At 69.2% G+C, this 25889-nt stretch carries 17 protein-coding genes; 12 read left to right on the plus strand and 5 right to left on the minus strand.

Going from position 1 to position 25889, the window contains the following annotated elements; genetic code table 11:
* Nucleotides 1-20: 20 nt before the first annotated feature.
* Nucleotides 21-497 carry a nuclear transport factor 2 family protein gene (locus ACYVK3_RS03885; protein WP_460495947.1) on the minus strand — a complete coding sequence of 159 codons (477 nt, stop codon included), beginning with the start codon at nt 495-497 and terminating at the stop codon, nt 21-23.
* Nucleotides 498-762: 265 nt separating this feature from the next.
* On the opposite strand from ACYVK3_RS03885, the gene ACYVK3_RS03890 reads away from it, so the two are divergent.
* Nucleotides 763-1023, plus strand: a complete 261-nt coding sequence (locus tag ACYVK3_RS03890; RefSeq protein ID WP_460495948.1) for an Atu4866 domain-containing protein — start codon at nt 763-765, stop codon at nt 1021-1023.
* A 15-nt stretch (nt 1024-1038) separates the two neighbouring features.
* Here ACYVK3_RS03890 and ACYVK3_RS03895 read toward each other — a convergent pair whose 3' ends face one another.
* Genes ACYVK3_RS03895 through ACYVK3_RS03910 form a run of 4 tightly spaced genes read right to left on the minus strand, consistent with a single transcriptional unit; the run spans nt 1039 to nt 9820 of the window.
* Nucleotides 1039-4119, minus strand: a complete 3081-nt coding sequence (locus ACYVK3_RS03895; RefSeq protein WP_460495949.1) for a UvrD-helicase domain-containing protein — start codon at nt 4117-4119, stop codon at nt 1039-1041.
* Entirely contained in the window at nt 4112-7201 is a 3090-nt protein-coding gene (locus ACYVK3_RS03900; RefSeq protein ID WP_460495950.1) for an ATP-dependent helicase, read from the minus strand. Before ACYVK3_RS03900 ends, ACYVK3_RS03895 begins: the two co-directional genes overlap by 8 nt.
* Nucleotides 7202-7247: 46 nt before the next feature.
* Complete coding sequence (locus ACYVK3_RS03905; protein ID WP_460495951.1) at nt 7248-8897, minus strand: ABC transporter permease; 1650 nt, start codon at nt 8895-8897, stop codon at nt 7248-7250.
* Nucleotides 8898-8899: 2 nt separating this feature from the next.
* Complete coding sequence (locus ACYVK3_RS03910; RefSeq protein WP_460495952.1) at nt 8900-9820, minus strand: ABC transporter ATP-binding protein; 921 nt, start codon at nt 9818-9820, stop codon at nt 8900-8902.
* A gap of 86 nt (nt 9821-9906) precedes the next feature.
* Here ACYVK3_RS03910 and ACYVK3_RS03915 point away from each other — a divergent pair, with 86 nt between their 5' ends.
* From ACYVK3_RS03915 to ACYVK3_RS03965, 11 genes are all read left to right on the plus strand, one after another.
* Nucleotides 9907-10440 carry a GbsR/MarR family transcriptional regulator gene (locus ACYVK3_RS03915; protein WP_460495953.1) on the plus strand — a complete coding sequence of 178 codons (534 nt, stop codon included), beginning with the start codon at nt 9907-9909 and terminating at the stop codon, nt 10438-10440.
* Between the two features lie 92 nt (nt 10441-10532).
* Entirely contained in the window at nt 10533-10814 is a 282-nt protein-coding gene (gene secE / locus ACYVK3_RS03920; protein ID WP_460495954.1) for a preprotein translocase subunit SecE, read from the plus strand.
* A 262-nt stretch (nt 10815-11076) separates the two neighbouring features.
* Nucleotides 11077-11820: a transcription termination/antitermination protein NusG gene (gene nusG / locus ACYVK3_RS03925; RefSeq protein ID WP_460495955.1), complete on the plus strand. Its 744-nt coding sequence runs from the start codon at nt 11077-11079 to the stop codon at nt 11818-11820.
* A 193-nt stretch (nt 11821-12013) separates the two neighbouring features.
* Nucleotides 12014-12442 (plus strand): 50S ribosomal protein L11, encoded by a 429-nt coding sequence (gene rplK / locus ACYVK3_RS03930; protein WP_460495956.1) that lies wholly within the window; start codon nt 12014-12016, stop codon nt 12440-12442.
* Between the two features lie 57 nt (nt 12443-12499).
* Complete coding sequence (gene rplA / locus ACYVK3_RS03935) at nt 12500-13198, plus strand: 50S ribosomal protein L1 (protein WP_460495957.1); 699 nt, start codon at nt 12500-12502, stop codon at nt 13196-13198.
* A 252-nt stretch (nt 13199-13450) separates the two neighbouring features.
* On the plus strand, nt 13451-13987 hold the full coding sequence (rplJ, locus tag ACYVK3_RS03940; RefSeq protein WP_460495958.1) for a 50S ribosomal protein L10: 537 nt from the start codon (nt 13451-13453) through the stop codon (nt 13985-13987).
* A gap of 33 nt (nt 13988-14020) precedes the next feature.
* Nucleotides 14021-14404: a ribosomal protein bL12 gene (rplL, locus tag ACYVK3_RS03945; RefSeq protein WP_460495959.1), complete on the plus strand. Its 384-nt coding sequence runs from the start codon at nt 14021-14023 to the stop codon at nt 14402-14404.
* Between the two features lie 380 nt (nt 14405-14784).
* Nucleotides 14785-15927 (plus strand): hypothetical protein, encoded by a 1143-nt coding sequence (locus tag ACYVK3_RS03950; RefSeq protein WP_460495960.1) that lies wholly within the window; start codon nt 14785-14787, stop codon nt 15925-15927.
* A gap of 120 nt (nt 15928-16047) precedes the next feature.
* On the plus strand, nt 16048-17265 hold the full coding sequence (locus tag ACYVK3_RS03955) for a hypothetical protein (RefSeq protein ID WP_460495961.1): 1218 nt from the start codon (nt 16048-16050) through the stop codon (nt 17263-17265).
* 1168 nt (nt 17266-18433) lie between these two features.
* A complete protein-coding gene (rpoB, locus tag ACYVK3_RS03960; protein ID WP_460495962.1) occupies nt 18434-21865 on the plus strand; it encodes a DNA-directed RNA polymerase subunit beta in 3432 nt (1143 codons plus the stop codon).
* 111 nt (nt 21866-21976) lie between these two features.
* On the plus strand, nt 21977-25861 hold the full coding sequence (locus ACYVK3_RS03965; protein WP_460495963.1) for a DNA-directed RNA polymerase subunit beta': 3885 nt from the start codon (nt 21977-21979) through the stop codon (nt 25859-25861).
* Nucleotides 25862-25889: the final 28 nt, after the last annotated feature.

The following is a 25889-nucleotide window of genomic DNA, read 5'->3' on the forward strand; positions in this document are numbered from 1 at the left end:
TCACTCAGTGCGCGGGCGGTCTACATGAAGCCGCAGATGCGCCACTGGTCTTCTTCCTTGACCAGGTCGATCGTCTCGGTGCTGGTCTCGCCGTTCTCGGTCATCTCGACCTCGACGGTGGCCGTGTCACCGTCTTCGGTGGTCTCACCGACCTCATAGGACCAGTCTTCGGGAAGGGTCTCCTCGGAGGACATCATCGCTTCCATCTGGGCGCGCTCCTCTTCGGACATCGCCGCGACCTCGTCGGCCGCCGTCTGGATCTCCTCGACGTCCGCGGCGCAGAAGTAGTCCTCGCCGATGGAGACGGCCTCGTCGTAGTCGCCTCCGGTGAACGCGGTGGCGAAGTCCTCGATGCCGTTGTCGAGGAAGTTCTCGACGGTGCCGCCAGGGGTGTCGCTGCCGCCGCCGCAGGCGCCGAGCGCCAGCGTCATGGCGAATGCGCCGCCGGCCAGGACGGTGGCGCGGCGGACGGGACTGAGCTTGGAGTGAATGCTCATGAGTTCCAATCACTTCAGGGGGGAAACGGGTGGGGCCTCGGGCCGGAGCCTGCCCGGTCGAACCGGTCGCAGGCTTCAAAACCCGTCGCGACATTAACAGTCCGCCGCAAACCTCCGGCGTCGCGAAGGCGAACGGCGATCGATCGTCTGAGCGATTCGGTGGTGCCCCAGGGTGGGTGCGGCGCCCCCAGGCGAACCGCGCCCTGGCCGCCACCCGCGCGCTCGAGTTCACTGGTCACCGAAGGCGACAAGAGGGGAGAAGCGCATGAGCGCGGAGAACAAGTACGTGGGCCTGTGGGTCACCGCCGACGGGCGCGTTCGCCAGCGGCTGCTGCCGGACGGGCGCTACGACGAGGCCCGCGGCGAGCGTGAGAGCGCCTACACCGGCGACTACTGGACCGAGGGCGACCGCATCTACTACAAGGACGACACCGGGTTCAGCGCCGACGGTGATTTCCGTGACGACGTGCTGTACCACGGCGGCATGGTGATGTACCGCACCGACGAAGGCGCCGACTCGTCCTGATGCGCAGGGCAGACCCTAGGCGGTGCTCGAACGCCGGGCCGCGGGCCGGCCCGGCTCATCGAGCTCGGCCCACCAGGTGCGGTCGGCGCCGACGTAGTAGAACGCCGCCCCGATCGCCGATTCGGGGACGTCCTTCAGCCTCGCCCACGCCCGCCGGTACACCTTGAGCTGGAGCGCCGCCTTCGCGGCCTCCTCGCCCTCGGGCGGGCGGCCGGTCTTCCAGTCGACGATGTCGAAGCCGCCGTCCTCGCGGGCGAACACCGCGTCGATGCGGCCGCGCACGATCGTGCCGTCGAAGTTGACCACGAACGGCACCTCCTGCGCCACCATGCGGCGCCGCGCCCACTCGGACTCGCGGAACGTGCGCTTGAGCCGGGCCAGGTCCGCGTCGCTCACCGCCTCGTCGGACGCCCCCGGCAGCTCGGCGGCGTCGAACAGCGTCCCGCCGCCGAAGAACTCCTCGACCCAGGCGTGGAACTCGGTGCCCCGCCGCGTCACCTGTCGCGGCGGCTGCGGCATCGGCCGGCGCCTGGCGGCGGCGAACGCCGCCTCGTCGGCCCGCATCGCCATCAGCTGGGACGTCGACAGCCGCCGCGGCCTCGGCAGCCGCACCACGCCCGATTCCCGCTCTTCGCGCTCGGCCAGCAGCAGCTCGGCCTCTTCGGCCCACTGCCGCGCCGCCGGCGCCTCGCTCAGCTCTCCTGCGGCCAGCACCCGCTCGGCCGCCTCGGCGAACGCCTCCTGCCGCGAACCCAGCGGCGCGGCCTTCGGCCACTGCGCCGTCCGCCCCTGGTCCTCGAGCGGGTTCGTCGCGCCCGACTCGGCCCAGACCGCCACGCTCGCCCCGGAGTCCCTCGCCTCCTCCAGGTACGGCGCGGGCTTGTGGCACCGGTTCGAGTCCGCATCCCACCAGTAGCCGCTGGCCAGCAGCGTGTGCCGCGCCCGCGTCAGGGCCACATAGGCCAGCCGCCGCTCCTCGTCGAGCCGGGCCTCCTTGTCGTCGGCCTTGAACGCCAGCAGCGCCTTCTTCACCTCGGCCGGGTCGCGCGCGTCGTCCAGATACAGCGACGGCAGGTTCTCCGCGTCGCCGCGCAGCGGATACGGCAGCCGCGACGGGTCGGTCACCCACGTGGAGGCGGCGCCGCCGCTCGGCAGGATGCCCTCGCACAGCCCCGGCACCGACACCAGGTCCCACTCCAGGCCCTTCGCGGCGTGCACCGTCATGAGTTGCACCACTCCGCCGGCCTCTTTCGCGCCCTCGATGACCAGGCCGCGCTCGCGCTCGGCCGCCGATTCGAGATAGGACAGGAATCCCGGGACGCTCGCGCCGCTCGTGTCGTTCTCGTACGACGCCGCGATGTCCGTGAACTCGTCCAGGTTCGACAGGTCGCCTTGGTGGAGCATGACCTCGACGTCCAGTCCCGTGTGCGCGATGACGTCCCCGACGACATCGGGCAGGCTCTGCCCCAGCCGGCCCCTGATCCAGCTGAGTTCGTCGTTGATCTGCCCGAACCGCAGCAGTCCCAGCGCCGAATAGTTCCCCGGCTCCCCGGGATCGGCCAGCGCGTCGGCGAGCGAGGCCTCCGCCTCGACCCCGGCGTCCGGTTCGAAGCCGCGCACGTCCGGGGCGAGCTCCCGCGCCCGGTTCCACAGCGCCCCGATGTCCCGCGGGCCGATCCTCCAGCGCGTCCCCGTCAGCAACCGCATGAGCGCCGGCCCGTTCATCGGGTCCGCCGCGGCCCGCAGCATCGCCACGACCTCGGCCACCTCCGGGTAGTACAGCAGCCCGAGCGAGCCGACGACCTGCACCGGCAGGCCCGCCGCCGTCAGCGCCCGGTGCAGCGGGGGGATCTGGCGCCGCTTGCGCACGAGCACCGCCGCGGTCGCGGTCCCGGCCGGGTCCCAATGCTCGACCAGGCGCGCGGCGAGCCAGGCCGACTCATCGTCCATCGTCAGGTGCATCGCCGCCTCGACCCGGGCGCCGCCGTCGACGCCGGCGCTCAGGGGCGGCACCGTCCCGGCCCGCAGCGGTGCCGACACGCGGTTGGCGACCTCGAGGATGCGGGCGCGGTTGCGCCACGACCGCGTCAGGTACACCGTGGACGCCGGCTCGCCGGACGGGTCGGGGAAGTCCGAAGGGAACCGCTGCAAGGTGCCCGCCGAGGCCCCCCTCCAGGAGTAGATCGACTGGTTCGGGTCGCCCACGGCCGTCACCGGGTGCCCGGAGCCGAACAGGTCCCGCAGCAGCGTCACCTGCGAATGCGACGTGTCCTGGTATTCGTCGAGCAGCACCACCCGCCACCGGTCGCGCTCGGTCGCCACGATCTCGGGCGACAGCGCCACCAGCTCCGCCGCGAGCGACAGCTGGTCGGCGAAGTCCATGACCCGCTGCTCGCGCTTGCGCCGCTCCCACGCCTCGACCAGCGGCAGGAGCTGCTGGTGCCTGCGCAGCAGCGCCCCGAACGACCGGAAGTCCTCGTTGTCCCGCTTCGCCTGGCGCTCTTCGAGCTTCACGGCCATGTCGCGGTCGAACCAGCGCAGGTCCTCGCCGCTCTGGAGGTGCTCGGCCAGCTCCCCGGACAGGCGCAGCACGAGCTCGGTGACCTTGTCGACGCCGACGTCGAACTCCGTCATCTCCCCGTCCCAGGCGGTCACGAGGTCCCGCGCCAGCTGCCAGCGCCCCGTCTCGGTGACGACCCGCGTGCTCGGTTCGACCCCGATGCGGATGCCGTGCTCGGAGACCAGGCTCGCGGCATACGCGTTGTAGGTCGACACCGTCGGCTCGCCGTGCAGCTCGGACAGCTCCGGGATGCTCTCGGCGAGCTTGCGGAGCTTCTCGCGCACCCGCGCGGAAAGCTCGGCGGCGGCCTTGCGTGTGAACGTCAGCCCCAGGAGGTGCTCGGGCCGGGCCACCCCGTTCGCGATGAGCCACACGACCCGGTCGGCCATGGTGGTGGTCTTGCCCGAGCCGGCGCCGGCGACGACCAGCAGCGGCGCGGGCCCGGCCTCGATGACGGCCTGCTGCTCGTCGGTGGGCGTGGGTTCCCCGAGCCGGTTCGCCAGCCCGACCGCGCTGTACTCGCCTCGCCTACTCATCGGTGACCTGCCGTCCCTCGTCGGCGATCGGGCAGCAGTTCCTGACCGAGCAGGTGGCGCACTTGCCGGAGTGCCGGGCCTCGAACGCGGCCCCGCCCATCTGCTTCGCGGTGTCGTCCACCAGCTCCCTGGCCCAGTCGGGGTTCTCGGCCTCGCCGAGCGGGCCCTGCGATCGGACGGTGATCGACTTGGCGTCCTTGCTCGGGTAGACCAGTTCGGCGCCGCCCGCCTCGGTGCCCTCCTCGAAGGCGCCCTCGGCGACGGCGAGCTGGTAGGCGCCCATCTGCGGGTTCTCCAGGGCATCCTTCTGGCTGGGGACCTGCTTGCCGGTCTTGAGGTCGACGACGTACACGCGGCCGTCCTGGTCGCGTTCGAGCCGGTCGACCTGTCCGGACATGACGACCTCGACGCCGGGCGGGCCGAGTTCGAGCTTGACGCGGAAGGACCGTTCGGCGCCGAGCAGCTCGCGCTTGTTCGCGCGCAGCCAGTTCGCGAAGCGCTCGACGGCGCCCGAGACGCGCCTGCGCTCCTGCTCGGCCTGCCAAGGCGCCTCGAACGGCAGCCGGTCGAAGTGCTCGGCGACGACGTGTTCCATGACCTCGCCTGGGTCGGCGTCGGGAGTCTCGGCGACGGCCTCGGCGGCGGCGTGCAGCAGCGTGCCCATGTGGCGGGGGAGGAGGTCGTCGGCGTCGCCGCCGTGGGATTCGAGGACCCACCGCAGCCCGCACTGCTGCGTCTTCTCCACCTGCGAGGGCGAGACCCGGATGCTCTCGCCCGCGAGCGCGAAGGCCCGATCGTCCGAAAGCTCGGCCAGGCCCCACCATCCGGCGGGGTCCGCTCCGGGCACTGAGGCGGCGGCGAGCCGTTTGAGCTGCGCCGCGGCGGCGTCGCGACCCGGATGGCCGGGGTCGACGACGATCTCGCGGAGCTTCGCGACCAGCGCCGCCAGACTCAGCGGCCGCACGCCCCGCGGCGGCGCGGCCGGCTCGATCCCGAGCTCGGCGCAGAACCGGCTCGGCTGGAGCTCGTCCGATTCGACGGCGGTGACCAGCAGCCGCGTCCGCGCCCGGGTGCAGGCGACGTAGAACAGGCGCCGCTCCTCGTCGAGCAGCTGCGCGACGGCGTCGACGTCGGCCCGGCCGTCGAGGATGTCGACCAGGGCCTCGGCGCCCATGACCGAGCCGCGCGGACGCAGGTTCGGCCACACGCCCTCCTGGGCCCCGGCGACGACCACGAAGTCCCACTGCCTGCCGTGGGCGGCGTGCGCGGTGGCGAGCGTGACCGCGTCGCCCACGTCGGCGGTGGCCGACAGGAAGTCGCCGGGCAGCTCCTGGTGCAGCACGTGCTCGCAGAACACGTCGACGCCCGCGCCGGGCTGCTTGCGCTCGTAGTCGGCGGCGAGGTCGAACAGGGCGATCATCGCGTCGAGCTCGGCGTCGGCCCGCTGGGCGCGCCGGTCTGAGGACAGGGCGCGGCGCCGCAGCCGCTCGCCCATACCCGAGGTCTCCCACACCGCCCACAGCACCGCGCACACCCCGCCGGGCGATCGCGCGGCCTCGAACAGGGCCGAGAGCCGCCGCGCCGGCTCGGCCCACGCCTCATCGGGGAGCGAGTCGATCTCGCCGGGGTCGGAGAGCGCCTCGACCAGTAGATCCGAGGCGGGGGAGAAGTCGTCGGCCGCCACGGCGAGGCGCCGCAGCTCCTGCCGCAGGCGCCGCTCGGCGAACGGATCGGCGCCGCCGTACGCGGAGTGCAGCAGGCCCGCCGCGGTCGACTCGTCCAGCCGATCGGGATGACGCCCGATGAGGACGATGCGCAGCAGGTCCCGGACTGTTGTGTGCGCCGGCAGCGGCACGTCGTCGGCGGCCTGGCGCGTCGGCACGCCCGCGTGCTGCATCGCCCGGCGCAGCTGCGGGATCGAGGAGGCGGACTTGACCACGACTGCCATGTCCCCGTACGCGGTGCCGTCGATGAGATGCGCCCGGCGCACGGTGTCGGCGACGTACACCGCCTCCCGCGTGGCCGACGGCAGATGCATGACCGCCACCGAGCCGTCCTCCTGCGATTCGGTGCCGCGCCTGCGGTCCCGGTCGGGCCCGCGCAGGCGCCGCGACAGCGCCGTCGTGGCGTCCAGGGGCGCCAGTGCCACCGTGTGCGTGTTCGCCAAGCGGATCGTGGGCGCGTCGTGACCCGCGAGCGTGGGGAAGCGGTCGGGGAAGTCGCGCACGGCCTCGGGATCGCCGCCCTGGAAACCGAAGACGGCCTCGTCGGGGCATGCCGCGGCCACCAGGTTCCGCCCGCCGCCGGCGAGCAGCTCGAGCAGCTCGACATGGGCGGGCGTGGCGTCCTGGAGATCGTCGACGAACACCCACGACGGGCGCGGCGCCAGCTCGGGCCGCTCGCGCAGCTCGGCCGCCGCGGCGCGGACGATCTCGGCCGAGTCGTACAGCGCGCTGACGACCGACTGGACGGCCAGGGTGGTGACGTAGCGATCGTAGAACCGGGCGGCGGCGACCCATTCGGGCCGGTCGTGCTCGCGGCCGAACCGGGCCAGGGCCTGCTCGGAGACACCGCGCTCGCCGCAGCGCAGCACCAGGTCTCGCAACTGCTGCGCGAAGGCGTAGGTGCGCAGCGCCTCGGAGAGCCCTTCGGGCCAGCCGAAGTCCTCGACGTCGAGCATGGAGCGGATGAGCGCGTCGGCCTCGGGGCCGGTGAGCAGCCGCGGCTCCTCGCGGCCGTCGGCGACGGCCGCGGCGCGCAGCACCGCGAAGGCGAACGCGGGGAAGGTGAACACGCCGACCTCGGCGGCCGAGTACGGGGCCGTCGCCTCGTTGATCCGGCCGCGCAGGTACGCGGTGTCCTGGCGCCGCAGGCCCAGAACGAGCACCGAGGCCGGGTCGGCTCCCGCCTCGACTCTGGCCGCGGCGCCGCGGATGAGCGCCTCGGTCTTGCCGGTGCCCGGCCCGCCCCGCACCAGCAGCGGGCCCGCCGCGTGGTCGACGACCGCCCGCTGCGACTCGTCGAGCGAGAGCTCGGACGGCGCGGCGGGCGGATCGGTCAACTCATATCGGAGTTCGGACACGGTCCCCATGGAACCACAGGGAACCAGGAGGGTACGACATGACGCCTCAGTCGAACTGGAGATCGCGGCGCCGCACGCCCATGTAGCCGACGGCGGTGATCGCTGCCCCGACGGTGAGCACCACGACGATCGACCGCCATTCCACGCCTTGGGCGGGGTACTCGCCCACGTGCTCGAACGGCGAGATCAGCCTGGCCCAGTCGGGCAGTTCCAGCAGTGTCCCGTAGTAGCCGACGATGAACGCGTACACCCACGGCAGCCAGCGCAGCCATCCGGCCCGCGGCAGCCAGGCGAAACAGGCGAACGCGAGCGCGACCATCACCCAGATGGCGGGAATGTGGACGACCGAGGCGAGCAGCAGCTTGCCGAAGTAGGACCCATCGCCCATCGAGCCCGCACCGGTGAGCGCGAGGCCGATCCCGCCGACGATCGCGGCGACGGCGCTCACGAGCAGCGCCGCGGGCAGATATGAGCCGGGCCAGCCGGACCGGGGGATGGGCGCGGAGGCCAACAGCTCTCCGCGCCCCCCGGTTTCCTCTTTTCTTGCCCGGCCGATCACGAGCAGCCCGAAGATCGCCGCGAAGAACGCGTCGATCTTGGCGATCGTGGCCGAGAAGTTCTCCGCGACGCTGCCGCCGCCCTGGTCGATGAGCTCGCGCTGCGTGTCCGAGAGCCCTGAGAGCATCTCGTCGGCCGCTCCGGTGATCGAGCCGTAGGCGGCGCCGAGCACCAGCATCGTGATGACGGCGGCCCACAGCAGGCCGCGCGTGAGGCGGAAGGTCAGTGACCCGATGCCGTTCAGGCCGGGTGCCGCGCTCGGGGGCCCGGCCCGTCCGGGGAGCATGCCGAGCCCGAAGTCGCGCTTGGCGACCAGCGCGAACGCGAGTGAGATCAGCAGCACACTCACGCCCGCGGCGATCGCGAGGGGCCACCAGCGCTGCTCGGGCGTGAACACGTACGTCAGCTGCGCCCATCCGATCGGTGAGAGCCACAGCAGCCAGTTCTCCTGCGCGCTGCCGATCGCGCTCATCAGCACGGTGAAGGCGAGCGCCCCGAACGCGAGGCCGTTGGCGCTCGATCCGTAGCTCGCCAGCTGCGCGGCCACGGCGGTCACCGCCGCGAACGTGAGGCCGATGGCGGTGAACCCGAGCCCGTACAGCAGCGCGCCGTCGGCGTCGACGCCCTGTATGCCGGAGACGGCCAGTGCCATCAGCAGGCCGAGCGCCACGGCGACCACGGCGGCCAGCAGCAGCGCGGCGGCCAGGTCGGAGCGGCGGCCGACCGGCAGTGAGCGGATGACCTCCAAGCGCGAGGTCTCCTCGTCCGAGCGGGTCAGCCTCGTGATGAGGAGGACGAACATGACCGCGGCGATCGCCCCGGTCCACAGGATCATCTGGTGGGCGAACATCGCGCCGGTGCTGGCCGCGTAGGCGTCGATGTACTCGCCCGGGCCGGTCATCGACCGCATCGCGGGGGAGTCGACGGTGAGGGCGAATTCGGCCCGGTCCTGGGAGGTCGGATACAGCTCGGGGAAGCCCGCGGCGACGATCCATGAGAAGCCGACCAGGCCGGCGATCCAGCCGATCAGGTAGATCCGGGTGCGCCGAGCCTGGAAGCGCAGGAGCTTGCCGGTGCCGGCGAGTGTGCCGAGACCCCTCTGCGGTGTCGCGGTCCGTGCGGCGGTTGCGGTTGCCATCGCTAGTCTCCGTTGCCGTTCTCGACGCCCTTGGACGCCAGTTCGTCGCCGTAGTAGCGCAGGAACAGCTCCTCCAGCGACGGCGGCTCGCAGGTCAGGGTCGCGACCCCGGCGACGGCGAGCTGTGCGAGCACGTCGTCGAGCGCGCCCGAGTCGACTTGGAATCGCACCTCGAGGCCCTCGGTGGTGAGGTCGTGGACGCCCTCGTGGTCGTCCAGACCCCGGACCGGCTGCTTCAGCGTCGCGTGGACCTGGGATCGGGTGAAGTGGCGCATCTCGGTGAGCGTCCCGGATTCGACGACGACGCCCTTGCGGATGATGCTCACCTTCTCGCACAGCGCCTCGACCTCGCTCATGACGTGGCTCGACAGCAGCACGGTCTTGCCTTGAGCGGCGACCTCGCGGACGCATTCGTTGAACACGGCCGACATGAGCGGGTCCAGGCCGGAGGTGGGCTCGTCGAGCAGCAGCAGCGGGACGTCGGCGGCGAACGCGGCGACGAGCGCGACCTTCTGCCGGTTGCCCTTGGAGTAGGAGCGGCCCTTCTTGCGCGGGTCGAGGTCGAATCGTTCGAGCAGCTCGTCGCGTTTGCGCTTGTCGATCCCGCCGCGCAGGCGCCCGAGCACGTCGATGGTCTCGCCGCCGGTGAGGCCGGGCCAGAGGGCGACGTCGCCGGGCACGTAGGCGAGTCGGCGGTGGAGCTCGGCGGCGTCGTTCCACGGATCGGCCCCGAAGAGCTTCGCGGAACCGCCGTCGGCCCTGAGCATCCCGAGCAGGACGCGGATGGTGGTGGACTTGCCGGACCCGTTCGGGCCGAGGAAGCCGTGCGTCTGGCCCTCGGCCACTTCGAGGTCGAGCCCGTCGAGCGCGGTCACGTGACCGAAGCGCTTGACCAGTTTCTCGGTGTGGATGACAGGAGTCATCGCAGAAAGCTATCACAGTTTTCATAAATTTGTAAAATGTATGATCTAGGGGCATAGGATTGAGGCCGCTGACAAGGGGGAGCACCATGCCCGACCGTGTACACGAACGCGCCGAGCTGCTGGACTACGTCGAGCGCTTCTCCGAGATCCTCATCGCGAGCGGCTTGCAGCGCATGTCGGCCCGCGTGTTCAGCTACATCCTGGCCGACGACGCGGTCACCTATACCGCCGCCGAACTCGCCGAAGGCCTGCGGGTGAGCCTCGCCGCCATCTCCGGCGCCGTCCGCGAGCTGTCGACCATGGGCCTGCTCATCAAGGGCCGCCGCCCCGACACCCGAGCCGACGTGTACCAGCTCAACGAGGACGACATCTGGGGATCGATCATGCTCGATCGCATCCCCCTCCTCGAGCGGTACCACGACGTCGCCATCGAAGGAGTCCGCACGCTGCCCCAAGGCCCCGGACGCGACCGCCTCGTCCAGACCGCCGCCTACATGGAGTTCTCCATCAACGAGTTCCGCGGCATGCGCGAACGCTGGGAGACCCGCCGCAAGGAGCTGTTCGAGCGCTCCCGCATCACCGGCCCCGATCCGGGGGCCCCGGGTGGCACCGCGGAATGACACCCCCGTCGCTTCGTGCGGTATGCTGCGATTCTGAATGCCCCACGCGGACGCCGCACCGAACGAACCGCTGAACCCTGGAGGAAGCCGACGTGGCCGACGACACCAGCCGCTCCGACACGACCGCGGGCAAAGATCGTCCCACGCCCAAGCGCGGCGAAGGGAAGTCCGAGCGCAACCCCTTCAAGAAGCTCGGCCGGTTCCTGCGCGAAGTCGTCGAGCAGCTCCGCAAGGTCGTCTACCCCACCCGGCGCCAGCTGATCACCTACAGCATCGTCGTCCTGGTCTTCGTGGCGGTCATGATGTCCTTCATCGGCGGCATCGACCTGCTCTTCGGCGACCTGGTCAGCCGCGCCTTCGGGGCTGACTCGTAGCTCCGGGCCCAACACGTGACCTGCGCCTGTTCCGAGGTGCCTGAGGTGTCTCGTCGGGACAACCGGCTACCCTAGGGATATAACGCGCGCCGGCTCTGCCGGCGCGTGCCTGTTAAGGAGCCGCGGCGATGCCTGCGGAGCCGCACATATGCACCCGCGTCGACGCTCGCGACGACGTGATTTGGCGGAGAGTGCACCGCAGCCAAGAGAGAAATGTCGATCCCCGCGGCACAGCGGGGAAGAGCCGGAATGAGAGCGAAGCGTGTCTGAGTTCGACGAAGCCTTCAAGATCGAAGCTGAGGCCAAGGCTGCCGCGGCGAAAGGCACGAACGCCGACGAGGAGCCCGACCTCGAGGCCGTCGAGACCGAGACCGCCGAGAGCGGCGAGCCCGAGGTCGACCCGGCCGAGGCCCTGCGCGCCAAGCTGCGCTTCGCGCCCGGCGAGTGGTACGTGCTGCACTCCTACGCCGGCTTCGAGAACCGAGTCCGTTCGAACCTCGAGAACCGGATCCAGTCCTTCGACATGGAGGACTACATCTACCAGATCGAGGTCCCGACCCACACCGAAGTCGAGATCAAGAACGGCAAGCGGTCCAAGGTCGAGGCGAAGGTCTTCCCCAGCTACGTGCTGGTCCGCATGGAGATGACGCCGGAGTCCTACTCGGTCGTGCGCAACACGCCGGGCGTGACCGGCTTCGTCGGCGTGGTCGACCGCACCGACCGGCCGAGCCCGCTGCCGCTCGACGAGGTCATCCAGTGGCTGCTGCCGCCGGAGCAGAAGCCCGCCACCGAGGCCACCGCCGATGAATCCGCCTCGTCCGAGTCCGACATCAAGGTCGACTTCACCGAAGGCGAGTCGGTCACCGTCGTCGACGGCGCCTTCGCCTCGATGCCGGCCACGATCTCCGAGATCAACGCCGAGCAGCAGAAGCTCAAGGTGCTCGTCTCGATCTTCGGTCGCGAGACCCCGGTCGAACTGAACTTCAACCAGGTCTCCAAGCTGTAACCCGGCTCGCAGTTGAGTCGGTTACAGCTCCAACGTGCCATTGCCGTTCGCGGCTGTGCGCACGGTACCCTAGAAAAGTTGCGTGTCTGCTGGTGGCAGGCGCGCGCATTCAAGGACGGGGCACCTCGCCCCGTGACAGCCAGTCGCAGCGAAGCTTGCGAGCTGCAGATTAGCCCAGGAAGAGAAGGACACGATGGCTCCCAACAAGAAGGCCGTTGTGACGTTCAAGCTGGAACTCGCGGGTGGCCAGGCCACTCCGGCTCCGCCGGTGGGTCCCGCCCTCGGCCAGCACGGCGTCAACATCATGGAGTTCTGCAAGGCCTACAACGCGGCCACCGAAGCGCAGCGCGGCGAAGTCGTCCCCGCTGAGATCACGGTGTACGAGGACCGTTCGTTCACGTTCGTCCTCAAGACCCCGCCCGCGGCCAAGCTGCTGCTCAAGGCGGCCGGTGTCAACAAGGGCTCGGGTGAGCCGCACCGCAACAAGGTCGGCAAGGTCACCCAGGACCAGGTTCGCGAGATCGCGGAGAAGAAGCTCCCCGACCTCAACGCCAACGACCTCGACGCCGCAGCGAAGATCGTCGCCGGCACCGCCCGCTCCATGGGCATCACCGTCGAATAAACCGACCCTGTGGAAGGGCGAGCGCTCGTCCTCACCACGACATCCGAAGGATGGAACATGAAGCGCAGCAAGAAGTACTCCGACGTTTCCAAGAAGGTCGACCGCTCGCAGCTCTACACGCCGACGCAGGCCGCCGAGCTCGCCAAGGAGACCTCGCCGGCGAAGTTCGACGCCACCGTTGAGGTCGCCATGCGCCTCGGTGTCGACCCGCGCCAGGCCGACCAGCTCGTCCGCGGCACCGTCTCCCTGCCGCACGGCACCGGCAAGACCGTCCGCGTCATCGCCTTCGCCGAAGGCGACAAGGCCGAGGCGGCCCTGGAGGCCGGCGCCGACGAGGTCGGCTCCGACGAGCTCGTCAAGCGGATCTCCGACGGCTGGCTCGACTTCGACGCCGCCGTCGCCACGCCCGACCAGATGGCCAAGATCGGCCGGATCGCGCGGATCCTGGGCCCGCGCGGCCTGATGCCGAACCCGAAGACGGGCACGGTCACCCCGGACGTCGCCAAGGCGGTCACCGAGATCAAGGGCGGGAAGATCTCCTTCCGCGTCGACAAGCACGCCAACCTGCACCTGATCGTCGGGAAGACCAGCTTCTCGGCCGAGCAGCTCGCCGAGAACTACGCCGCCGCCCTCGAAGAGGTGCAGCGGCTGAAGCCGGCCAGCTCCAAGGGCGTGTACGTCAAGAAGGTCACGCTGACCACCACGATGGGGCCTGGCATCCCGGTCGACCCGGCGGCCGTGAAGGCCGCCCGATAAGACGAGTGTGACGTGGCCCCGGTGCAGCCTCCTGCGCCGGGGCCCTTTCATTTCCCCTGCTAAGCTTGCCTGGTTTTCCACAACCCGAAGACCGTCGGTCACCGCCATGCGCGGTTGTAAACCACCCGGGACCAACGTAGGGCGACTCGAAACGACCATGGTGTCGAATCTGCTGAGGCGTCCCTGAGAGGGCGCCTTTTTTTGTCGCCTCCGTGACGGTTGAGGATTGATCAGCCGAGAAAGGAGGGAAACATGGCTGAAAGGGAATACCCGGCGGACAAGCAAGCCGCCATCGCCGAGCTCACCGACAGGTTCTCGAACTCGTCGGCCGCCGTGCTCACCGAGTACCGCGGTCTGACCGTCGACGAACTCCAGGAGCTCCGGCGTTCCCTCGGCGAGGGGGCGCGATACCGCATCGCGAAGAACACCCTCGCCAAGCGCGCCGCGAACCAGGCCGGTGTCACCGTTCTGGACGACCTCTTCACCGGTCCCACCGCGATCACCTTCATCGAAGGCGACCCGGTCGAGGCCGCGAAGGGTCTGCGCAACTTCGCCAAGGACCACGAAGCCCTGGTGATCAAGGGCGGATACATGGAGGGCAAGTCCCTCTCCGTCGATGAGATCACCCGGCTCGCCGACCTCGAGTCGCGCGAAGTGCTGCTCGCGAAGCTGGCAGGTGCGCTCAAGGCCAACGCGCAGCAGACCGCCGCCGTCCTCGCCGCCTCCGCGGCGAAGGTGGCTCGCCTCGGCGCGGCTCTGCAAGACAAGAAATCGGCCGGTGGAGAGTAACTCCGCTGGTCAGAGACTTTAGAAAGGAACACCATGGCTAAGCTGTCCACTGAAGAGCTGCTCGACGCTTTCAAGGAGATGACGCTCCTCGAGGTCTCCGAGTTCGTGAAGGCGTTCGAGGAAGAGTTCGACGTCACCGCCGCCGCTCCCGTCGCCGTCGCCGCTGCCGGTGCTCCGGCCGCCGGTGGCGAGGCCGCCGTCGAGAAGGACACCTTCGACGTCGTCCTCGAGGCGGCCGGTGAGTCGAAGATCAAGGTCATCAAGGAAGTCCGCGGCATCACCAGCCTCGGCCTGAAGGAAGCCAAGGAGCTCGTCGAAGGCGCTCCCAAGGCCGTTCTCGAAGGCGCGAACAAGGACGACGCCGAGAAGGCGAAGGAAGCCCTCGAGGGCGCCGGCGCCACCGTGTCGCTCAAGTAAGCGACGCGCTCAGCGACCGTTGTAGGGGCCTCCCAGCCCTGTACGGACGGGGTCGCACCGCCGCAAGCATCACCATGCGGGCGGAGCGGCCCCGTTCTTCGTGCCCGACCACCGTCCCGGCAGTGGCGATGACCACAAAGGATAAATTCCTCGAGCCCGCTTGCAACGCTTCGGGGCCCCGATCGCGTCCTCATCCATAGACACCCACCGACGCAGGGAGAACGAGCCGCCGAAGGCGCCGGAGACCAAATGAATCGGGGTACGGCCCGGGTCGCGCAGATGGGGCGCGGCCCGGGCTTTTCTCCCGGACCCGAATGGAGGACGGCGCCGCCCCGCTCGGCGCGTATCGGCTGCGGCGATCCATCCAGGAGGGAGACCAGATGGGACGGCGCTCCAAGGCCGCCGCGGCGTTGCTCGCCGGCGCCGCGATCGCCGCGAGCGCGGCCTGCGGCCAGGGCCGCCACGATACCGACGCGGGCGCCCCGGCCGACATCGAAGCGGCCGTCGAACTCGCCGGGCTCGTCAATGAGACCCGCGAGCGCGAGACCGCGTTGCAGAACGCCGAGAACCGGATCATCACCGACTGCCTCGAAGACGCCGGCCACCTCGTCCACGACGAGTGGACGCTGATCGAGTTCGACACCGATGTCGACCACTACCCCTTCGACGAGTGGCTGCCCGACCGCGAGTCCGCCGAACGCTGGGGCTTCGGCATCTGGGCCGCATCGCCCGAGGCCGGAGGCGCCGACGCCGCCGAGTTCCACGGCGGAGGCGAACGCGGGACGGTCGACAACGCCGCGTTCGAGGCGCTGCGCCACGAGGAGCGGCGCGAGTGGTACGTCGCCTACGGCGGCGAGGCATGGGCGCAGGCCTACCACGCCGCGGACTACCTCCCCGAGGCCGAGCTCCGGGAACTCCTCGAGAGCGCCGCGGGCGGCCGCCTCCAAGCCGGCACACCCGCACCCGGCGGGTGCCTGCTGGAGATGATCGAGGCCGTCTACGGCGATCCGCGGCCGCAGGCCGCCTCCTCCCCGAACGCAGCGGCCGTCGACCCCTGGTTCTGGAGACCCGTGGCCCCGATCAGCGAGTACGACTTCGACACGGCCGCGATGATCCCCCAGTGGCACGGGGTCCTCGCCGACGCCCAGAGCGCCATGACCGGCTGCCTGAGCGACCGAGGCCTCGCCGGCTGGCGATTCGACCAGCACGGCGAACTCCCCGTCTGGCCCTACTGGCAGCAGGCCTACTTCGGCACCGAACCGGTCGAAGCGGACGTCCCGGCCCTCCCCGCCGACCTCCCCGCCGACCTCCCCGCCGACTTCGAAGGCATGAAGGCCGCCGAGACCGCCATGGCCGTCGACTTCGCCGCGTGCGCCGACACCTCCGGCTACCGCGAGGCGGCCGCGGTTGCCTGGGACCGGCTGCACTACGAGGCCTACAGCGCCGTCGAGGCCGAGCTGTACGCGTGGCGGGACGACGTCGAGGAGGCCCTCGCCGAGGCCGACGGCCACATGACGACATGAACCCGTAGATATCGGATATGTAACGACGCGGGTGCCCCTGCAACGAAATCGACCGCTCGTCACGTCTCCACTGCACACGTCCCGAAGTCCGGACGTGACGAACCCGGAGGGAAGCCCGAGATGAGACAAGGGAAGCGAGCGGCAGGGGCGCTTCTGGCCGCCACCGCGTTGGGGGCCACGGCCGCCTGCGGCGTGTTCGGGGGCGAATCGGAGGAGGCCGACGACGAGACCCGTCTGGTCGAGATGCTCAACGAGAGCTACCGCCTCGACGCCGAGCTCACCGCTGCCGAGTACCGCATCGTCCAGCAATGCCTGGCGGATCAGGGGCACACGGTCCACGACCAGTGGGAGATGCAGACGTGGGAGCCCGAGGAGCAGGAAAGCCTCACCATGTACTACCCGTACGAGGAGTTCCTGCCCGAGCCCGACATGGCAGCGAAGTGGGGCTTCGGCCAGTGGTCCAACGCCGAGGAGGCCTGGGAATCCGACGAGGCCGAGGAGTACCAGGAAGAGCGGTGGGGCGACGAGGAGGGCATGAACCAGCCCGACGTCGACAACTCCGAGTTCGAGGCCCTCTCTCCCGAAGAGCAGTTCGACTGGTACACCGCCTACTACGGCGAGGCGTACGCGCAGGAATACTACTCGTGGGCGCTCGACCCCGAGGGCGAGGAGGGCGACGAGGGCGAACTCACCGATGAGGAGCTGGCCGAGAACGCCGAGGAAGGCGAGATCGATCTCGAATCGGAGTCCTATGACGAGCCCAAACCCGGCGGATGCAAGCTCGAGATGATCGAGGCCCTCTACGGCGAACCGCGTCAGGTGACTGACGACGAGGTCGAAGGCGAGACCTACTCCTACTGGGAGTGGCGCCCGGCCTATCCCGAAAGCGAGCAGGACTGGGAGGAGATGACGCTCAACTACCGCGCCGCCGTCCAGGACCAGGAATACGACTTCCTCGACTGCATCGCCGAGGCCGGCTATGGCGGCTGGGAGTTCGACGAGTACGGCGGCCTGCCGATCTGGCAGTTCTTCGAGCCGGTCTATTTCGAAGAGGACGGTGCATCGGGCGTCGCCCGGTCCGGCGCCGGAGACGAGCCCGAGGTCCCCGAAGCCCCCTCTGACCTCCCGTCCGATTTCGAAGGCAAGAAGGCCTGGGAGATCGAGATGGCCGTGGCCTTCGTCGAGTGCGGCGAATCCACCGGCTACGGCGAGGCCGCCAAGCAGGCCTGGGAAGAAGCCGAGCTCGAGCACTACCTCGCCATCGAAGAGGAGATGTTCGCCTACCAGGAGGACCTGAAGGCCTCCCTCGAGAAGGCCCAGGACATGATCGACTCCTGACCCGACGTCCGGGCCGCGTGGGGGCGCGGCCCGGACCCGCGCCGTACGAAATCTTCGTCCGAGCTCCCGTCACCTTCGCGGGGGAGGCTCGTTGTACTGAGCGAGGCGGCGCTTCGGCGCCGCCGACGGTGCGGAGCGTTCCGGTCCGCGGCGGCGCTGGGGCGACGCCGCGGACCGTCGACCGGTCCGGTGTACGGAAAGACCAGGCGCCGACAGGCATTTGGCGACGCAGCGGCGTCTGGTCCTCCGCCCGGGTGTCTGCCCAGGCGCCCGCGCCCGCGGGTCCTCGCAGCGGCTCGCGAACCTCGCCGGGCCGTGCGCGGGCACGGCCCCGCGAGCGAACCCAGTGGTGCCGCCGAGCCGTGGAGGGGACGGCTCGGCGCGCCCGCGCGCATGTTTGAAGCCTCCCGTGAGGGTTACTCCATCGCCGACCCAGCGCATGGGACTCGCGCCGTTCGAGGGCGCGACGCGAGTTCCTCCGCCCGCGGAGCCGAGTCACCGGCAGGTGGCATGAGCGGGCGGATCGGGACGGGCCGGCACTGATCCAAGCCATGCCGGCGCGATCCCGACCGCGCTGGGCCTTTCCATTCCCCGCACGAGCCGGAGCGCGCGAGTCCATTGCGGCCTGTGAGCCCCGCCGCGAAAGAACGCACCGCAACGCATTAGACGCTTGACTTGACGAAGTGTGACTCGATCCTGCAAACTAGGGGCTCAAGCGCCACGACGTGGCGTGCGCAACGTCTGCCCGCGCGGCCGCGCTTGGACCCGGAAGCCCCGGGGAACCGCCGTCGGCACCGTGCCAGCAGCGGAGCGCCGACAGGACCGGGCCCCAGCGGCCCGGCGGGATACGACCCTGAGTCGGGAGGAGCCTCGGCAGCCGGAGAGATCGTCGTCACCACTTACCCCGCTGACCCCGCGGGGAGTTGACAGTTGCCGAAGCTTACACTAAGCTTTTAATTTGCGCTGCCTCCTTCACGCCTTCTTGACGCGGTGAGGAACGCGGACGGTGGGGAATCCAGGTCATCGACGCTCGATCACTCGAGCACCAGTGCTCGACAAGGGCACATTTTCCGATGCCTGCCTCCGGCTGTCCTCGTCCGTCCCGCTCTCGTCGTGACCCTGGCATGCGCCGGCCGTCGTAACACTCAGGTCCTCGGAAGGACGAATCTTGGCAGCTTCCCGCACTGGCAAGACCAGCTCCAGCAAGAGCAAGCACGCACCCAGCCGGACCTCGTTCGGCAGGATCGAAGAAAAACTGGAAGTCCCGAACCTACTCGCGCTCCAGACGAACTCCTTCGACTGGCTCATCGGCAATGACGCCCACAAGGGCCGTGTCGGTGAGGGCGCCAAGTGCGGTCTGGACGAGATCCTCGAAGAGATCAGCCCGATCGAAGACTTCTCGGGCACCATGAGCCTGTCCTTCTCCAACCCGCGATTCGACGAGGTCAAGGCCCCGATCGAGGAGTGCCGCGAGAAGGACCTCACCTACTGCGCTCCGCTGTTCGTCACGGCGGAGTTCATCAACCACACCACCGGCGAGATCAAGAGCCAGACGGTGTTCATGGGCGACTTCCCGATGATGACCCCCAAGGGGACGTTCATCATCAACGGGACCGAGCGCGTCGTGGTCAGCCAGCTGGTCCGCTCGCCCGGCGTCTACTTCGACAAGCAGCCCGACAAGACCTCCGACCGCGACCTGACCAGCGCCAAGGTCATTCCCGGCCGCGGCGCCTGGCTCGAGTTCGACGTCGACAAGCGCGAGACCGTCGGCGTCCGCGTCGACCGCAAGCGCCGCCAGGCCGTCACCGTGCTGCTCAAGGCCATCGGCTGGGACGCCGACCGGATCCGCGAGCGGTTCGGCTGGTCCGAGCTGATGATGGCCACCTTGGAGAAGGACACCATCAACTCCCAGGACGAGGCGCTGCTCGACATCTACCGCAAGCTCCGTCCCGGCGAGCCGCCGACCAAGGACAACGCGCAGACGCTGCTGGAGAACCTGTTCTTCAACCCGAAGCGCTACGACCTGGCCAAGGTCGGCCGCTACAAGGTCAACAAGAAGTTCGACCTCGACTCGCCGATCAGCACCGGCGTGCTCACCGAGGACGACCTGGCCGCCACGATCGAGTACATGCTGCGCCTGCACTCGGCCGAGCCCGGCTACCACGCCGACGACATCGACCACTTCGGCAATCGTCGCCTGCGCACCGTCGGCGAGCTCATCCAGAACCAGATCCGGGTGGGCCTGTCGCGCATGGAGCGCGTCGTCCGCGAGCGCATGACCACGCAGGACGTCGAGGCGATCACGCCGCAGACGCTCATCAACATCCGCCCGGTCGTGGCCGCGATCAAGGAGTTCTTCGGAACCTCCCAGCTGTCGCAGTTCATGGACCAGGTCAACCCGATCGCGGGTCTGACCCACCGCCGCCGCCTCTCGGCGCTCGGCCCGGGCGGCCTGTCGCGCGACCGCGCCGCGATGGACGTCCGAGACGTCCACCCGTCGCACTACGGTCGCATGTGTCCGATCGAGACGCCGGAAGGCCCGAACATCGGCCTCATCGGCGCCATGTCGACCTTCGCGCGGGTGAACCCGTTCGGCTTCATCGAGACGCCGTACCGCAAGGTCGTCGACGGCCGCGCCACGGACGAGATCGAGTACCTGACGGCCGATGAAGAGGACAAGTTCGTCATCGCCCAGGCCAACGCGAAGCTGAACCTGGACGGCACCTTCACCGACGCCCAGGTCCTCGCCCGCGGCCGCGGCGGCGAGGCCGAGCTGATCCCCGGCAAAGAGATCGACTACATGGACGTCTCGCCGCGCCAGATGACCTCGGTCGCCACCGCACTGGTGCCGTTCCTCGAGCACGACGACGCCAACCGCGCCCTCATGGGCGCGAACATGCAGCGCCAGGCCGTGCCGCTCATCAAGACCGAGTCGCCGCTGGTCGGCACCGGGATGGAGTTCCGCGCGGCGGTGGACGCCGGCGACGTCGTCGTCGCCGAGGCCGACGGCCTCGTCGAGGACGCCAGCGCCGACTACATCACCATCGCGCAGGACGACGGCATGCGCCGCACCTACCTGCTGCACAAGTTCCGCCGTTCCAACGCGGGCTCGTGCATCAACCAGGTGCCGCTGGTGACCGAGGGCACACGAGTCGAGGCCGGACAGCCGATCGCCGACGGGCCCTCGACCGAGAAGGGCGAGATGGCCCTCGGCAAGAACCTGCTCGTCGCCTTCACCTCGTGGGAGGGCCAGAACTTCGAGGACGCGATCATCCTGTCCTCGCGCCTGGTCGAGAACGACGTGCTCACCTCGATCCACATCGACGAGCACGAGGTCGACGCCCGCGACACGAAGCTGGGCCCCGAGGAGATCACCCGGGACATCCCGAACGTGGGCGAGGAGATGCTCTCCGACCTGGACGACCGCGGCATCATCCGCATCGGTGCCGAGGTCGAGGACGGCGACATCCTGGTCGGCAAGGTCACGCCCAAGGGCGAGACCGAGCTGACCCCGGAGGAGCGGCTGCTGCGCGCGATCTTCGGCGAGAAGGCCCGCGAAGTCCGCGACACCTCGCTCAAGGTCCCGCACGGCGAGGCCGGCACCGTCATCGGCGTCCGGACCTTCAGCCGCGAGGACGGCGACGAGCTGTCCCCGGGCGTCAACGAGCTGGTCCGCGTCTACATCGCGCAGAAGCGCAAGATCGGCGTGGGCGACAAGCTCGCCGGCCGACACGGCAACAAGGGCGTCATCTCGAAGGTCGTGCCGCAGGAGGACATGCCGTTCCTGCCCGACGGCACGCCGATCGACATCCTGCTCAACCCGATGGGTGTGCCGGGCCGTATGAACATCGGCCAGGTGCTCGAGGTCCACTTGGGCTGGGCCGCCAAGTCCGGTTGGAAGCTCGAGGGCTTCGACGAGGCGTGGCAGCAGGCCCTGCGGGACATCGGCGCCGACGAGGCGCCGGCCGACTCCAAGGTCGGGACGCCGGTGTTCGACGGCGCCCACCCGGACGAGGTCCAAGGCGTGCTCGCGAACGCCCTGCCGAACCGCGACGGCGACCGCATGGTCGCCCCCACGGGCAAGGCGCGGCTGTTCGACGGGCGCACCGGCGAGCCGTTCCCGGACCCGATCAGCGTGGGCTACATGTACATCCTGAAGCTGAACCACATGGTGGACGACAAGATCCACGCCCGCTCGACCGGTCCGTACTCGATGATCACCCAGCAGCCGCTCGGCGGCAAGGCCCAGTTCGGCGGCCAGCGCTTCGGTGAGATGGAGTGCTGGGCCATGCAGGCCTACGGCGCGGCCTACGCGCTGCAGGAGCTGCTGACGATCAAGTCCGACGACGTGGTCGGCCGCGTGAAGGTCTACGAGGCCATCGTCAAGGGCGAGAACGTCCCCGAGCCGGGCATTCCGGAGTCGTTCAAGGTGCTGCTCAAGGAGCTCCAGTCGCTGTGTCTCAATGTGGAGGTGCTGTCCGCCGACGGGCAGGCCATCCAGATGACCGAGACCGACGACGAGGTGTTCCGGGCGGCCGAGGAGCTCGGGATCGACCTGTCCCACGAGGAACCCAACAGCGTCGATTTCGAAAGCGCCTGACGTCGAGTGAGGGGCGCGCCCGCAGCGGTTTCGCACCGAGCGCGCCCCCGCCAACGTCTCATCCAATCCTTACAGCAACATCTGAGTAATCAGGGACAAGGGAAGAGTTCAGTGCTCGACGTCAACTTCTTCGACAAGTTGAAGATCGGCCTCGCCACCGCCGAGGACATCCGGCAGTGGTCGCACGGTGAGGTCAAGAAGCCGGAGACCATCAACTACCGCACCCTCAAGCCCGAGAAGGACGGCCTGTTCTGCGAGAAGATCTTCGGCCCCACCCGGGACTGGGAGTGCTACTGCGGCAAGTACAAGCGCATCCGCTTCAAGGGCATCATCTGTGAGCGCTGCGGCGTCGAGGTGACCCGTTCGAAGGTCCGCCGCGAGCGGATGGGCCACATCGAGCTGGCCGCCCCGGTCACGCACATCTGGTACTTCAAGGGCGTTCCCTCCCGCCTCGGCTATCTGCTGGACCTTGCGCCGAAGGACCTGGAGAAGGTCATCTACTTCGCCGCCTACGTCATCACCGGCGTCGACGACGAGGCTCGTCAGCGGGACATCCCGACGCTGGAGAACGAGATCGTCGCCGAGAAGCGCACGCTCGAGCAGCAGCGCGACGCCGCGATCGAGGACCGCGCCTCGAAGCTCGAGGCCGACCTGTCCGAGCTGGAGGCCGAAGGCGCCCGCGCCGACGTCCGCCGCAAGGTCAAGGACGGCGGGGAGCGCGAGATGCGCCAGATCCGCGACAAGGCCCAGCGGGAGATCGACCGCCTCGACGAGGTCATGGACACCTTCCGGAAGCTCGAAGTGCGCCAGCTCATCGGTGACGAGATGCTCTACCGGGAGCTCCAGCAGCGCTTCGGCGAGTACTTCCAGGGCGGCATGGGCGCCGAGGCCATCAAGAACCTGCTCGAGCACCTCGACCTCGACGCCGAGGCCGACCTGCTCCGCGAGATCATCGCGACCGGCAAGGGGCAGAAGAAGCTGCGCGCCCTCAAGCGCCTGAAGGTCGTCGCGGCCTTCCAGTCCACCGGCAACTCGCCGCTGGGCATGGTGCTCGACTGCGTGCCGGTGATCCCGCCGGAACTGCGCCCGATGGTGCAGCTCGACGGCGGCCGCTTCGCCACCTCGGACCTGAACGACCTGTACCGCCGGGTCATCAACCGCAACAACCGCCTCAAGCGGCTGATGGATCTGGGCGCGCCCGAGATCATCGTCGCCAACGAGAAGCGGATGCTGCAGGAGTCGGTGGACGCGCTGTTCGACAACGGTCGTCGCGGCCGTCCGGTCACTGGTCCGGGCAACCGCCCGCTCAAGAGCCTGTCCGACATGCTCAAGGGCAAGCAGGGCCGGTTCCGCCAGAACCTGCTGGGCAAGCGCGTCGACTACTCGGGCCGTTCGGTCATCGTGGTCGGTCCGCGCCTGAAGCTGCACCAGTGCGGTCTGCCCAAGCAGATGGCGCTGGAGCTCTTCAAGCCGTTCGTGATGAAGCGCCTGGTCGATCTCAACCACGCGCAGAACATCAAGTCCGCCAAGCGGATGGTCGAACGCGCCCGTCCGGTGGTGTGGGACGTGCTCGAAGAGGTCATCTCCGAGCACCCGGTGCTGCTCAACCGCGCGCCGACACTGCACCGCCTCGGCATTCAGGCGTTCGAGCCGCAGCTGGTCGAGGGCAAGGCCATCCAGTTGCACCCGCTGGTGTGCACCGCGTTCAACGCCGACTTCGACGGCGACCAGATGGCGGTCCACGTGCCGCTGTCGGCCGAGGCCCAGGCCGAGGCCCGCATCCTGATGCTGGCGTCGAACAACATCCTCAAGCCGTCCGACGGCAAGCCGGTGGCCCTGCCCACGCAGGACCAGATCATCGGCCTGTACTACCTGACGCACGGCAAGGACGGTCTGCCGGGCGAGGGCCGCGCGTTCTCCGACGTCGGCGAGGCCATCATGGCCTACGACCGTCGCGAGCTGAACCTCCAGGCGCCCATCAAGATCCGTCTCGACGAGGTCACCTCGGTCAACAACGGTCCGAACGAGGCCTGGGCGGCCCCCGAGGGCTGGGAGCCGGGTCAGCCGCTCATCGTCGAGACGACGCTGGGCCGGGTGTTCTTCAACGAGTGCCTGCCGCCGGACTTCCCGTACATCAACTACGAGGTCCGCAAGGGTCAGCTCTCGGACATCATCCACGACCTGTCGGAGCACTACTCGAAGGTGCAGCTGGGCGCCTGCCTGGACGCGCTGAAGTCCGCGGGCTTCCAGTGGGCCGGCTGGTCCGGTGTCACGATCGGCATCGAGGACGTCATCGAGCCGGCGCACAAGGCCGAGATCCTCGAGAAGTACGAGGCCGACTCCGCCAAGATCGACAAGCAGTACATGCGCGGTCTGATGACGGCCGAGGAGCGCCGCGGCGAGCTGACCGAGATCTGGACCAAGGCCACCGCGGAGGTCATGGAGGACCTGAACGACACCCTCCAGCCCGACAACCCGCTGTGGCAGATGATCAACTCCGGGGCGCGAGGCAACATGCTGCAGCTGCGGCAGATCGCCGGCATGCGCGGCCTGGTGGCCAACCCGAAGGGCGAGATCATCCCGCGTCCGATCAAGTCCTCGCTGCGCGAGGGCCTGACGGTGCTGGAGTACTTCATCTCCACGCACGGTTCGCGCAAGGGCTTGGCCGATACCGCGCTGCGGACCGCCGACTCGGGTTACCTGACCCGTCGTCTGGTGGACGTGTCGCAGGACGTCATCATCCGCGAGGAGGACTGCGGCACCGACCGCGCGCTGGACTACCCGGTGGCCGTCGAGATCGACGGGCGCCTGGTGGAGGCCGACACGGTCGAGACCGCGGTGGACGCCCGGACGCTCGGCGACGACGTTGAGGTCGACGGCAAGCTCGTCCTCGAACGCAACACGGCGCTGAACTCGGACAACATCGCGAAGCTCATCGCCGCGGGCGTCGCGACCGTCAAGGTGCGCTCCGTGCTCACCTGCGAGTCGCGACAGGGCGTGTGCGCGGCCTGCTACGGCCGTTCCATGCCGACCGGCGAGAAGGTCGACCTGGGCGAGGCCGTGGGCATCATCGCCGCGCAGTCGATCGGTGAGCCCGGCACCCAGCTGACGATGCGGACCTTCCACACCGGCGGTGTGGCCGGGGACGACATCACGCAGGGTCTGCCGCGTGTGCAGGAGGTCTTCGAGGCGCGCATCCCCAAGGGGAAGGCGCCGATCGCCGAGGCGAGCGGCACCGTGCGGATCGAGGACGCCGAGAAGAGCCGGAAGATCATCATCACGCCGGACGACGGTTCCGAGGAGATCGTGGTCGACAAGGTGCCCAGGCGTCTGCGCCTGCGCGCGGTCGACGGCGAGCACGTCGAGGTCGGCGAGAAGCTGGTCGAGGGCACCATCGACCCGCATGAGCTGCTGCGCGTGCTGGGCCCGCGGAAGGTGCAGCGGCACCTGGTCGGCGAGGTCCAGGACGTGTACCGCTCGCAGGGCGTGATGATCCACGACAAGCACATCGAGATCATCGTCCGCCAGATGCTCAAGCGGATCACGATCATCGACTCGGGCACCTCGGAGTTCCTGCCGGGTTCGCTGGTGGACCGCCTCGAGTTCGAAGAGGTCAACCGCAAGATCATCGCCGACGGCGGCGAGCCGGCCTCCGGCCGTCCGCAGCTGATGGGCATCACCAAGGCGAGCCTCGCGACCGAGTCGTGGCTCTCGGCGGCCTCCTTCCAGGAGACCACCCGAGTGCTCACCGAGGCCGCGATCTCCGGCAAGTCCGACAGCCTCGTCGGCCTGAAGGAGAACGTGATCCTGGGCAAGCTGATCCCGGCGGGTACGGGCATCGCGAAGTACCGGAACGTCTCGGTGGAGCCCACCGAGGAGGCGAAGGCCGCGGTGTACAGCCTGGGCGGCTACGAGGACACCTCGACGCCGACATTCTCCTACGGAACGGGTCCGGCGGTGTCCCTGGAGGACTCCTACGACCTGGGCACCTACTAGAAGCTGCATCCAAGCCGATTCCCGACGG

The organism is Glycomyces tarimensis (assembly GCF_054776215.1).